Raw genomic sequence first — 12,494 nt, forward strand, 5'->3', positions numbered from 1 at the left:
ACTCATCGGTGTTTGCTGTTTACATGACGGTCAGTTACCCATTACTACGGACATGAAGGGATCAACTCTTGTCACCTGAAATCGCTAATGAAAAATCAAATGCCTTATTACAAGGTTCGATATTGCGCTCACTGGCTAAAATAGGTGTGCCGGTTATTTTGGCCAATCTTTTACAGTCAGGATACATCATGATTGATGCATTCTGGGTCGGGCGTTTGGGTGACAAAGCCGTGGCGGCGATATCGGTGAGTCAGCCCATCATCTTTCTGGCATTTGCTTTAGGTATTGGTTTGAGTGTGGCGGGCACGACACTGGTGGCACAGTGTATCGGCGCTCGCTTATATCAACAGGCAAACGATATTGCCGCCCAGGTGTTTACGCTGTCGATACTGTTTTCAATACCTATTGCGGTGGCGGGGTATTTCCTCGCCCCCTGGATGTTACACGCGCTGGGTACGCAGAATGAAGTGTTCCCCTACGCGCTCAGTTTTCTGCGCGTCATCATCAGCGGCATTATATTTACCTTTGGCTTTTCCATGTTGCAGTCGTTGATGAGAGGCGCTGGCGAGGTGCGTATCCCATTATTGATTACACTGGGTACGCTGATTCTCAACGCCATCATGGATCCGCTATTGATCTTCGGGTACGGCATTATTCCTGCCTTTGGCGTAGCCGGGGCGGCGATCGCCACGCTGATTAATCAGGGCATTGCGATGATAGCGGGGTTATTGGTATTACGCTTTGGTCGCGTGGGTCTTAAGATCTATTTTCGTGCGATGAGACCCAAAGTGGAGATGGTGAAATCCGTCGTTCGCTTAGGGATGCCCGCGTCCATTGAACTCTGCGCGCACGCCCTGGGCGCGAGTGGCATGATGACACTGGTTACCGGGTTGGGCACCGACGTAACCGCGGCGTACGGTGTGGTGATTAATATCAATGCGTTGGTGATTGTGCCAGCGATAGGGATGTCAATCGCCACCGCGACGCTGGTAGGACAAAATGTCGGAGCCGGACAATCTGAACGTGCGCGGGCGATTGGCCGACTCAGTGGCGCGATTTCTTTTCTGATACTGACCGCCATTGGCCTGATAGGGGTCGTATTTAGCCCTTATATTATTGGTACCTTTGCCCCCGACCAGCCGATGGTGATTGCTCACGGAACGCATTTCTTCCACCTGATCGCCCCCAGTTATGGGCTAATTGGGTTACAAATGGCGTTAAACGGCGCTTTTCGCGCAACAGGGCGTACCATGACGACAATGGTGCTGGCGTTGGTTTCTCAGTGGCTGATTCAAATCCCGCTGGCGTGGGGATTATCCCACTATACGTCGCTTGGCGTGTCCGGTTTGTGGTGGGCATTTCCCATTACAAACCTGCTCATGGCGGGGCTGACGATAATGTTCTTTGAGCGAATTGACTGGCAACGCTCAACGTTAACACATTCACTGGGGGCGTCTTCAGAGAAGCAACCCGATACCGTCTGATAGCCAAAGAGCATACTGTGTGTCATGCCCGGCTGGTGTGAAAATACCTGCCGGGCTGATTTTTTGTGGCGGTACCTTTTGTGGCAGTCTGGCTGGACGGTCACGTCGTGTTGTTGTCACTGCATCTGGTATGTATCGATTATTTAGATGGGTTTAATCTAGAAATATTGGCTACCGCTATGATAGAGGCCGGCTTATCTTCCAGTTTGTAGACCAACACGTTTTTTACTCTACTCTGGATAGCGCGAATGAAATTACTTCACATCGACTCAAGCTTACATATTGACGATTCTGTCAGTAAAACACTATCGGCTCATATTGTGACAACGTTGCAAAGCCGCTATACCCCTGTACAGGTCACTCGTCTGGACTTGGCCGTATCACCACTTGACCATCTAACGCAGCGGCATCTCGATATCGCGCAGGAAGGGACAATATCCGACGGCATGAAAGCGGATTTGGCAGCGGGAATAACGGCGCTGGAGGATTTTTTGGCGGCTGACATTGTAGTGATTGGTGCGCCTATGTATAACTTCGGCATCTCCTCTCAATTAAAAGCGTGGATTGACCGCATCACTGTTGCAGGGAAAACATTTCAATATGGCAACGGCCCGACAGGTTTGTGTCATGGAAAAAAAGTGATTATTGCCTCATCTCGTGGCGGTATTTTTAGTGAAGGTTCACCGATTGCTTTTCTTGACCATCAGGAAACGTATTTGAAGGCGTTATTCGGTTTTCTGGGTATTAGCGATATTACCTTTATTCGTGCAGAAGGCGTCGCAATGGGGGCGGATGGGCGTAGCACCGCGCTAACACAGGCAGAGAAAGAGATTGCCATGCTCACCGTATGATAATCATCAATGTTATTGATGACGCCAGTTCATCTATGTATTTATCAGTAATTTCCCTCAATCAAAATAAGTCGATTGGAATAGGGCTCTCTATAAAAATCGGTTCACCTCATTGCTGTGATTATTGGGCTGAACGTTGTTTATGGATTCCGATTTAAATCAAAAAATATCAGGTGATAAACAAATGGAAAAATGTGTCGCGATATTAGGCGCAGGTCCTGGGTTGGGTAAATCATTAGCCCGGAGCTATGGGCGCGAAGGGTATACAATCGCGCTAGTGGCACGGCGTGCCAGTACATTAAAAATAATAGCGGGAGAACTTGAATCGGAGGGGATCGCTACGGCGATATTTACCGCCGATTTTTTGAATCAGGCAGAGTTGGTCGCGACAATTTCTGCCATTCAGAACCAGTGTGGCCGTATCGAGACGCTGTACTATGGGCCCAATGCACCCGAAGCGTTCGTGCCTGCGTTTTCGCTTCATGTGGATGAGGTAAAAGCGAAGATGGACCTCTTCTTCTATGGGCTGGTAGCCGCCGTGAGTACGGTGTTACCCGCGATGAGAAAGGCCGGCAGTGGAACCATTCTGGTGGGGCTCGGCGGCTCGGCGTCACAGGGATTGCCTTTCATGAGTGGCCCAGGGCCGGCGCTCGCTGCGGCAAGAAATTACCTGTACTCATTGCATGGAGAACTCGCAGCCGAAGGGGTGTATGTCGGTATGCTGAATTTGTCCGCCGTCATTAAAAATAGCGGTTGGGAAACAAAGATGAAGTCTGGCGACATCAAATTAGATTTGCCACCCGGTTTTGTCATCCCTGACGTTGAGCCTGACTTTCTGGCTGAACTGTTGCGACAGGCGGCAAAACAGCGTCAGGTACCAGAACTGGTATACCCGACACCGCGCTGAAGGCAAGGGCAGGCCGTCGGGCCTGCCGTTGTGAACAACACACTGATTGCGTTAGCGCTACTTGTGCCGCGCCAACCCTGGTTCACCCCTGTTGGGGAGTTGCATGTTGCATGGCGGCAACTTTTTTGAGCTCATCAAGCAACCATCGCCCCGCAGGCCCCGGTGGCATATCTGTGCGATAAATGGCTGAAATGGACATGGAAACGTTAGCGCGGGTTTCCTCAAACTCCAGCGCGACCAGACTGCCGTTAGCGATATCTGACGCTATTGCATGCAGCGGCATGCCTCCAAAACCCAACCCTGCTTTCAGAAATGCATACTTGGCGCTGAGGTCAGACAGGCGCCAGGTCTGGGGAGACAGTACTCCCATGTCCGTTGGATTGGCATGATGCGAGCGATCGCTGAGCACCAGTTGGATATGCTTTTTCAGTTCACGTGTCGGAATGGCTTCGCGGTATTGCGCCAGTGGATGCTGTGGTGAGGCGACCATTAAATAGGGTAGTGTCATCACATGCTCACTGGTTAATTCGGGCTGATCCTCAAACAAGGGGGCTCGTACACCGAAGGAGCATTGCCCGGCCAGAACCGGTTCAATGACCGCCCCCATGCCTTCGACAGAAAGACGCAACGGCGTGCGAGGAAAGTGACGCTGAAATGAACTGACAGCTTGCGTTAACACGCTGATCGGCAAAAAGACATGAACGACTATCTGTAGCTCCGGTTCAAGCCCCACCGCCATGCCTTTAGCCCGAGCTTTGAGCCGATCCATGTCGTTGGCGACCTGACGGGCATCCGCAAGCAGCTCACGTCCTATCGCGGTTAACATCGGGCGTCGACTGGAGCGATCAAACAGTTGAACACCCAGTTGTCCTTCAAGATTAGCCAACGTCTGACTGACGACGGATTGCGCCCGGCCTATTCGTCGGCCCGCTTCAGAGAAACTGCCATAATCGGCAGCAGCGATGAATGTACGCAATTGGTCTAAGGTGACGGCTTCGAGCATCTATCTGTCCTTTAGATATGTTTTCATCAAAAGGATAGCAAATAAGGATAGTTACTGGCGGTCTATTAGCAGGCGCAAGCGGGGCATTCTATAAAGTGAGCGCCATGGAGCGATGATTGGCTGTTTCAGACGTGAGATGAGAAGGGGAGTGCCTGAGTGAGTCAGTGATGCATGGGGATGTAAAATGGGAAAGCGATCACAAATCGCTGATGGACGCGGCACTGGACAAAGATACCCAACGAATCAAACAACTGATGAATCATCACATACAGCAGAGGCATTGATCGGTTTATTTGATGGCAATGGCACATTGGTCGTATTGCCAGCTTGAATAGCAGCGTCACTATTGCCCCCCCACAGGGAACACAGCCTGAAGTTCACTGTGAGGGGGTAAACCCGGTGCTATCTGTGAGTGACCGCCGTTCCTGGAAGGCGGCTGAGGCATGTCCCCATGGATACCTGTCAGTGTTTAGGTTTCCCGGCAGGTCTTTCGGCCACAACCTGATTATTGATGGCATACACGGTGCAACTGGCGGCACCTGGATGTTGCCATTTTCGGCAGTTCGTCAGTGCCAGTTGTACCGCGTTCTGTGTATTTCGCATACTGTACGCCGTTCCCCAGCTACCACTAGGGTCAATTGCAAAGGCTTTTTCGTAACGCTGGCTCGCTTCGTAAAAGCTGAATTCCTTCCGTCCGGCGGCATTCAACTGGGCAGGATAGGGCAGATGGGTTTTGGGCAGTGCGGCAACCTCTCTGAACGGAAGATGGTGCTGCTCCAGAAAATCGGCTACTTGCTGCCACCAGAAATTCTCCGGCGCATCTTCCATAAAGGTGTGCCCGTTATTTTCGTACGGGGGCATCAGAATGAATGTTGCGTTACCTCCACCACGTTGATACACATTCAGCATCTCTCTGGCTATGGACGGGGGAAACGCCTGGTCATTCTCGGTGTAAAGCCAGAGTGTAGGGAGACGTGCCGTCCGCCCATACAGTTCGAATGCCTTTAATAGTCCGGCTTTGTCACAAAAGGACTTTCCATCAATCGCACCTCTTCCCCCGTCAAAATTAATAATGGCCTGTACCCCTGCCGGATTGACCGCGCCGGTCGCCATGACCGCGAAGCCACCAGAAGACATGCCCGCGAGGATTGCCTGATTTTCTGACGCCCAGGGCTGGCGGCGGATCGCATCAAGTGCCGCCGTGATATTGTTTTTATCGATTTCTCCTGCTCGCTCATGCCGGGGCGCATTGCAGGAACTCCCGTCATACTCAGTCGGTCCGCTTGATTGCCCATATCCCTGACGCAGAACGGTGACGGCCGCGTAGCCGTGCCGCGCAAATGCAATAGCCGTGGACGAAAACTCGGCTGGTGACGCTGTCATGCGGTCATATACCTCGGAGAACGAACTGCCATTTGTTATCAGCACGATGGGCAGTCGGCCGGTAGTGACGGGACGGGTCACGAACGCATCCAGTGTCGCGGGTTCGCCGTTAGCCAGTGTCACTTGCAGCAAAAGCGGTTCTCTTATCAGTCCGGCAAGCTGTTGCCGATTGTCTGATGTGGTTGATGTCGATGCGGCATGTGCCGAAGCGGTAACGGCAAGGAAAATGAAAGAGAGCAATCTTATTCTGAGCCTGGCCATGAAGATCTGTTGCATTGGCTGAAATCCTTATGGTGAATGTGTAGTGCACCGGTATTCAAAATGGATTGATTATGGCTAATGACGGCTTCTGGTATAACGACATTTATTAATTAACACGGTGCGTTTATATTAACGGCAGTGATTGTCTTCATCCTTACCATTCAGGTGAGTCAGAACTCAAAAGCTCAGTGAATGGTGCCGCTGTAATCGAAAAAACACACGGTGCTGACAGTGCCAGCCGATAATTGTATGCAGTGTAGCACCGCTCAATCATTCAGGTTCGCTTCTGAATAAATGAATTGACGCTATTCAGATGGTTTTTTTTTGTTAATTATTACCTCCCGGTAAAATGTATTTAAAAACGCTGAGTGTGACCTACCTCTAAAAAATTAACAGGATGCCGATATATTACAGTTTTGGGGAAGACTCACTGTGCTTGTGCTTGTGCTTGTGCTTGTGCTGATGAGCAGGATTACATTCTTCATTCGTTCCCGGCAGATAATACTTTCCATCAGAAGACGGCGATGTTCCCCCTGGACAACCGCTCATGCCGGGTTTTCCATCTTTGCCACCTGGGAGCCCGGCCCCTCCGGCCTGGCTAACACTGGCTTTCTCCACAATAGTATTTTGATGGGCGATATCATCGTGTGCGGCGTAGGTTATAGTGGAAAATCCTAACGTAAACAGACAAATAGACGCTATTGCTTTGTTCATGTATCACCCTTTACATTTTCAGTGTTATCAACGTTCGGTTATTGGACTGGGTTATCATTCAAAAAATAGTAGAAAGATTTATATTTCAAACCATTCATAAGGATTCACAACCCAACATTATTTCTTTCACCCTACCATTTGGTCTATGAAGATAAGATGAAGCGTTAAATCATGTCATGCAAACGTGAAAGTAGTGCGATGATATTACCGAACAGCATCTGAGCATAAAGAAGGGTAAACATCATTACATTCATTATTTCAAAATGTTATCTTTGTTGACAAATAACGTGAATAATAAATTAGATTACTGTCACCATGAATATTCATCCGGTACTTCATTATTTGGACTGTGGTGAATGATAAAATAAAATTACCATTGCCATAACAAGTATCAACATATTTTATTCATAACGCCCTCATCAAAAGGGCAATGTATCCGATGTGCGTGCTCAGAATTGTACCTGTAGCCGGACTTGCCGGTATTTTTACCAGCAAGCGTGTTACGCATTTGAATAACCGATCGCTGACTCCAACGGTAGCAGTGCTGCGAGTGGTGTCGGGCCAGAAACAAACATTATTCACTGTACAGTGGTTGCTATCGTCGAAGGCAGGTCATTTAAGAAATCTTAAGCATATGATCCAGAAAAGCACGCACCGCAGGATTAGAGCGACGGCTTTCATGCCAGACAGCCGAAATATTGCGACGCTCCACCGCAAAATCTGCGAGTACAGGAACTAATTTTTTCTCCCTTACCAGAGATGCGGCCATAAAATCCGAAGCCATACCTATTCCGGCTCCGGCAGCCATTGCTGCGATGATCGCTTCGCTTGCATCAACAATCACTGTTGACGGAGGCACTATTTCAACCTCCCTCTCTCCGATGCAAAACGGCCAGCGAAAAAGTTGCCCCGTATTTTGGTAACGCAGATTAATCGTTTTATGCCCGATGAGGTCATTGGGGTGTGTCGGAAGGGGGCTATAGGCTAAATATTCAGGCGAGGCATAACAACCTATCTGATACGGCGGAAGACGACGTGATAGCAGATTGGAGTCCGCGAGATCACCCATCCGAATGGCAATATCAATATTTTCATCAACGATGCTTACCACTCGGTCGCTCAAGCGTAAATCAATCGTCACTTTTGGATGAAGTGCGCAAAATTCGGCAAGCACCGGCGCAATCATATGGATACCCACCGGTAACGATGCCGCAATGCGTAACATCCCTGCTGGCTCGGCGCATGAGCGCTTTGCTACCTGTTCTATCTCCTCGGCATCCCGTAATAACTGCAAAGCCCGTTCATGCAGCTCACGCCCTGCGGCAGTCAATACGAGCGAACGCGTTGTTCGGGTGAATAAGGTGACGCCGAGATGCTTCTCCAGTCGCTGAATACTCTTACTGATGGCTGAGGGCGAAACGGAAAGCGAGCGGGCAGCGGCAGTATAGCTACCTAAAGCGCCTGCACGTGCGAACGCAATGAGACCCGTGAGTCTTTCAAAACCAATTTGTTCCTTCATGGCATAAGTAAAGCGAAATTCAGCTACATTATCAATCCTGAGTATTGGTCGTATGCTCTGTCACCTGAGTACCTTTTAGAGCGAGATGGTAATGACAGAGATGATGAAAGCAGTACAGCTACATGCGTTTGGCGGGCCAGATAATCTGCTTTATGAAGACACACCCATGCCACGGGTGGGAAATGACGATGTTCTTGTCCTCGTGCGGGCGGCCAGCCTTAATCCGCCAGACTGGTATCTGCGTGACGGTTATCGGGCACTGCCGCCGGAATGGTGGCCACATCCCGCTTTCCCGCTCATTTTAGGTACTGACGTGTCCGGCGTCGTCGCAGCGGCCGGTAAAAATGTTACGGAGTTCAGCACCGGAGATGAGGTCTATTCGATGGTGCGCTTTCCTGAGAGGGTGATGGCGGGCAGTGGTGCCTATGCAGACTATGTCAGCGTTCCTGCATCAGAGCTGGCGCTGAAACCTCGGGGAATCGGACATGTTGAAGCAGCAGGCGCGCCGATGTCACTCCTCACGGCCTGGCAGTTTCTTATCGACACGGGGCATGATGCACCGAATCCTTTCCAGTCTTTTCCTCACAAGGCAGTGCCATTAGCCGGTCGGACCGTATTGATCAATGGTGCCGGTGGCGGCGTGGGACATCTTGCCGTGCAACTTGCTCGTTGGAAAGGTGCGCGGGTGATTGCGGTGGCGTCTTCGCGCAATGAGGCGCTGTTACGTGACCTGGGCGTTGACGAATTTATCGACTACACCACAACAGCGGCCGAGAGTGCCGTAAAAAATGTTGATCTCGTCCTTGATGCGGTTGGTGGCGCCAATATGGGGCGCTTTCTGCGCTGCATAAGACCAGGTGGTGCATTATTTCTCGTTAATCCTTTGGGTTTTTCCGCAAGGAGTGAGGCCGCCCAAAAAGATATTTTGGTGTCATCAACACAAGTACGCTCCAGCGGTGCGCAATTATCTGAAGCGGGCCGTCTTCTGGAACAAGGCGTTATTCGGGTTGTCATTGATAGCACCTATCCGTTAGCCATGGCCTCTGCTGCCCATCAGCGTGCCGCAATGGGAAGTATTCAGGGCAAAATTGTGCTGACAAATTTTTGATAATCACTTTCCCGACCTGCCCTTGTATGACGGTCGGGGAGTAACAGAAAAGGCAAAGAAGATGCTCATTATTTCTGGTCATGTGGTTATTGACCCCTCTGACCTACAGCCATTTATGGCTGATATAAGGTTACTCGCTCAAACCGTGCGAAAGCGTGAAGGAAACCTCGCCTATGACATGGCGGTAGAGGATCCTCTGGTTGCAAGAGTGCTCGTATCTGAACGTTGGCAAGATCAGGAGGCACTCACTGCGCATCTTGCAGCGACCAACACCCAGGCATTTCTCACTCGCTGGGAGGGGCGCATAAAGGGAGACGTCCTGAAATATGACGCCTTTAACGAAAGAGGTCTTTTGGATGTGCCGTGACAATGTAATAACGATTGAATGTGTTGAGGGTAAACGTATTTCATCGTAGGAAGAATAACATGTTAACTATTTAACGGGGCTTCTGTTTGCGTTTTCCAGAGCGTGATCATAAGTGCATCATCTTTCACAAAGATGGCCGGATAATCGTCGCGTCGTTTCAGGAAGAATTCGTAGCGATGCTGATCTCTTCTGCAGGGTTGCCGCTCTGGGCAGCCCGTGTTGTTTGCTTCGGTTCAGGAAAGGGCAGACATCATCCGGATCCGTGGGCCGGTTAAACCCACTGTGTTTTCAAGAATTCAGACCGCCTTATTTTTACAGGATTTTTTTACCCTGCCTCTCCCTAACCCGGCATCCATCCCTCACACTGAGAACGTACGGAACAACCCGCCGGACATCGAGTTTTCGTTCCGGTACGCAACCGCGTTATATAATTTTTTTGCCAAAATTGCGTTTTGTTATTGATTTTAAATCATTTAATGAATGCGATCTGATGGTGGAAAAAAAAGATGAGTGACTAACACTTGACCGAGGAGAACGATCGTTCTACCATTAATCTATGAACAAAAACACGACTAACACACGAGATAAAATTCTCGCCACCGCTGAAGACCTCATCTACCAGAACGGTATTCATGCCACCGGTATGGATCTTCTGGTGAAGACCTCAGGCGTTGCCCGGAAAAGTATTTATCGCCATTTCACGAACAAGGATGAAGTGGTTGCCGCGGCGCTGAGTGCGCGTGATGTGCGCTGGATGGAGTGGTTCAGGACGGAATGCGACAAAGCGGATACGCCGCAGGAGCGCATCCTGAATATGTTTACCGTACTTAAAGGCTGGTTCGAGTCGGAGGGATATCGCGGATGCGCGTTTATCAACACGGCAGGCGAAGTGGGGGACTCTGCCGATCCGGTTCGTCAAATAGCCAGACTGCACAAACAGAAACTACTGGATTACGTGCTTGAGCTTACCGGGCAACTGAATATAGAGCAGCCGTTACCTCTGGCCCGGCAGCTACTGATATTGATAGAAGGCGCTATCACTATGTCACGTGTTATGGGTGATTACAGCGCCGCCGATGATGCAAAAGATGTTGCTCAACTGTTACTGAAACCAATCTCGTAGCAGCGACCTGAGTTCCAAAGATGAAACACTCACTGAAATATCCAATTCTACTGGAGGCACCACCATGTCCGATTCACAAATCCGTCCGCCACTGCCGCCGTTCACCCGCGAGTCCGCGATTGAAAAAGTAAGGCTTGCTGAAGATGGCTGGAACACCCGCGATGCCGATAAAGTGTCGCTCGCCTACTCTCTGGATACCAAATGGCGCAACCGCGCAGAGTTTGCCAATAATCGTGAAGAGGCCAGGGGGTTCCTCGAACGCAAATGGAAAAAAGAGCTGGAGTACCGTCTCATCAAGGAACTGTGGGCCTTTGACGGTGACCGCATTGCTGTCCGGTACGCTTATGAGTGGCGTGATGACTCCGGTAACTGGTTCCGTTCTTACGGCAACGAAAACTGGGAATTCGGTGAAGACGGGCTGATGCATCATCGCTATGCATGTATCAATGATATGCCTATCAAAGAAAGTGAGCGCAAGTTCCACTGGCCTCTGGGACGTCGTCCGGATGACCATCCGGGTTTATCTGAGCTGGGCCTGTAGCTTTCCCTGTTTCCCTCATTGGGTGTCCGGCACTGTGTCCTGGCCGGACGCTTGTCTCACCGGTGTGACGCTACGTCGTGCCAGTCGAAGCGGGATGAATGTCGTATTAAACAAAATGGGTACTGCTCTCAGGGTGGCGATGTGCTTGAGGTTTATCCATTTAAATAGCGAGCGATTTAATCGCAATCAACTTAAATAAAGGTAACAACATGAATATGAAATCTGCTTTTCTGTCTGCCGCAATGGCAGCCGTTTCAGCCAACTGTCTTGCTGATGTATCTGCACCGGAACGTCATGTTCAGCAGTTCCTGAATGCACTGAACGGGAGTGGTGGAACCCCGATTGAACAGTTGTCACCACAAGCGGCACGTCAGGTATTGATCGATGCCCAGAAAGGGGCAACGTTGCCTGCCGCTGATGTCAGTGAAAAAACGATCAATGTCGACGGGAAAAATATAACGCTGAACATTGTCAGGCCGCATAACGTGCAGGGAACCTTGCCGGTGTTCATGTTCTTCCACGGTGGCGGCTGGATCCTGGGTGATTTCATGACGCACGAGCGGCTCGTTCGTGACCTGGTCAGCGAATCCGGTGCGGCGGCTGTCTTTGTCAACTACACGCCATCCCCGGAAGCGCATTTCCCGGTTGCGATTAACCAGGCTTATGCGGCGACCCGCTGGGTCTCAGAGCATGGCAGTGAAATCGGCGTCGACGGTAAGCGCTTAGCGCTGGTCGGCAACAGCGTGGGAGGGAACATGGTTGCTGCTGTGGCGCTTCAGGCCAAACAGCATAAGTCGCCTGCAATTCGCTTCGATGTCATGTTGTGGCCAGTCACTGACGCGAATTTTGATACCGGTTCTTATCATCAGTATCAGAACGGCTATTTCCTGACACGGAACATGATGAAGTGGTTCTGGGATGCCTACACGACAAAAGAGAGTGAACGCAGTAACGTTCTCGCTTCTCCGCTACGCGCAACGCATGAGCAGTTGCAAGGGTTACCGCCTACACTGATCCAGACCGCCGAATTTGACGTGCTTCGTGATGAGGGTGAAGCATTTGGCCGTAAACTTGATGCCGCTGGTGTCGACGTGACGGTAACCCGCTATAACGGTCTGATCCATGATTTCGGTTTGCTCAATGCGCTGAGTGATGTTCCTGCCGTGCGGGCCGCGGTAGGTCAGGCTGCGGGTCAACTGAAAGAACATCTGAAATAATGGGTAAGTGACCGGT

At 50.5% G+C, this 12,494-nt stretch carries 12 protein-coding genes; 8 read left to right on the forward strand and 4 right to left on the reverse strand.

What is annotated here, in order from left to right; all coding sequences use genetic code 11:
* Positions 1 to 68 precede the first annotated feature (68 nt).
* The 3 genes from solL (at position 69) to DZE2538_RS06695 (ending at position 3,242) form a co-directional block, all read left to right on the forward strand.
* Positions 69 to 1,484 (forward strand): solanimycin export family MATE transporter SolL, encoded by a 1,416-nt coding sequence (solL, locus tag DZE2538_RS06685; RefSeq protein ID WP_026357912.1) that lies wholly within the window; start codon positions 69 to 71, stop codon positions 1,482 to 1,484.
* 248 nt (positions 1,485 to 1,732) lie between these two features.
* The gene (locus DZE2538_RS06690; protein WP_038913579.1) at positions 1,733 to 2,335 is read left to right on the forward strand and encodes an FMN-dependent NADH-azoreductase; all 603 of its coding nucleotides are present in this window, start codon (positions 1,733 to 1,735) and stop codon (positions 2,333 to 2,335) included.
* 142 nt (positions 2,336 to 2,477) lie between these two features.
* A complete protein-coding gene (locus DZE2538_RS06695) occupies positions 2,478 to 3,242 on the forward strand; it encodes an SDR family NAD(P)-dependent oxidoreductase (protein ID WP_080638961.1) in 765 nt (254 codons plus the stop codon).
* An 82-nt stretch (positions 3,243 to 3,324) separates the two neighbouring features.
* Here DZE2538_RS06695 and DZE2538_RS06700 read toward each other — a convergent pair whose 3' ends face one another.
* The 4 genes from DZE2538_RS06700 to DZE2538_RS06710 form a co-directional block, all read right to left on the reverse strand.
* Entirely contained in the window at positions 3,325 to 4,245 is a 921-nt protein-coding gene (locus DZE2538_RS06700; RefSeq protein ID WP_038915916.1) for a LysR family transcriptional regulator, read from the reverse strand.
* Between the two features lie 462 nt (positions 4,246 to 4,707).
* On the reverse strand, positions 4,708 to 5,904 hold the full coding sequence (locus DZE2538_RS06705; RefSeq protein WP_038915917.1) for a dienelactone hydrolase family protein: 1,197 nt from the start codon (positions 5,902 to 5,904) through the stop codon (positions 4,708 to 4,710).
* Positions 5,905 to 6,297: 393 nt separating this feature from the next.
* Positions 6,298 to 6,603 carry a hypothetical protein gene (locus DZE2538_RS20790; RefSeq protein ID WP_152486129.1) on the reverse strand — a complete coding sequence of 102 codons (306 nt, stop codon included), beginning with the start codon at positions 6,601 to 6,603 and terminating at the stop codon, positions 6,298 to 6,300.
* A 616-nt stretch (positions 6,604 to 7,219) separates the two neighbouring features.
* Positions 7,220 to 8,122, reverse strand: coding sequence for a LysR family transcriptional regulator (locus DZE2538_RS06710; protein WP_038915918.1), 903 nt, complete (start codon positions 8,120 to 8,122; stop codon positions 7,220 to 7,222).
* Positions 8,123 to 8,213: 91 nt separating this feature from the next.
* On the opposite strand from DZE2538_RS06710, the gene DZE2538_RS06715 reads away from it, so the two are divergent.
* From DZE2538_RS06715 to DZE2538_RS06735, 5 genes are all read left to right on the forward strand, one after another.
* Positions 8,214 to 9,230 carry an NADP-dependent oxidoreductase gene (locus DZE2538_RS06715; protein ID WP_038915919.1) on the forward strand — a complete coding sequence of 339 codons (1,017 nt, stop codon included), beginning with the start codon at positions 8,214 to 8,216 and terminating at the stop codon, positions 9,228 to 9,230.
* A gap of 61 nt (positions 9,231 to 9,291) precedes the next feature.
* Positions 9,292 to 9,597: a putative quinol monooxygenase gene (locus DZE2538_RS06720; RefSeq protein WP_019844756.1), complete on the forward strand. Its 306-nt coding sequence runs from the start codon at positions 9,292 to 9,294 to the stop codon at positions 9,595 to 9,597.
* 556 nt (positions 9,598 to 10,153) lie between these two features.
* The gene (locus tag DZE2538_RS06725) at positions 10,154 to 10,720 is read left to right on the forward strand and encodes a TetR/AcrR family transcriptional regulator (protein WP_038915920.1); all 567 of its coding nucleotides are present in this window, start codon (positions 10,154 to 10,156) and stop codon (positions 10,718 to 10,720) included.
* Between the two features lie 64 nt (positions 10,721 to 10,784).
* A complete protein-coding gene (locus DZE2538_RS06730; RefSeq protein WP_016943792.1) occupies positions 10,785 to 11,261 on the forward strand; it encodes a nuclear transport factor 2 family protein in 477 nt (158 codons plus the stop codon).
* A gap of 242 nt (positions 11,262 to 11,503) precedes the next feature.
* Positions 11,504 to 12,478 (forward strand): alpha/beta hydrolase, encoded by a 975-nt coding sequence (locus DZE2538_RS06735; RefSeq protein ID WP_413783129.1) that lies wholly within the window; start codon positions 11,504 to 11,506, stop codon positions 12,476 to 12,478.
* Positions 12,479 to 12,494 lie beyond the last annotated feature (16 nt).

The organism is Dickeya zeae NCPPB 2538, from assembly GCF_000406165.1.
GTDB lineage: Bacteria > Pseudomonadota > Gammaproteobacteria > Enterobacterales > Enterobacteriaceae > Dickeya > Dickeya zeae.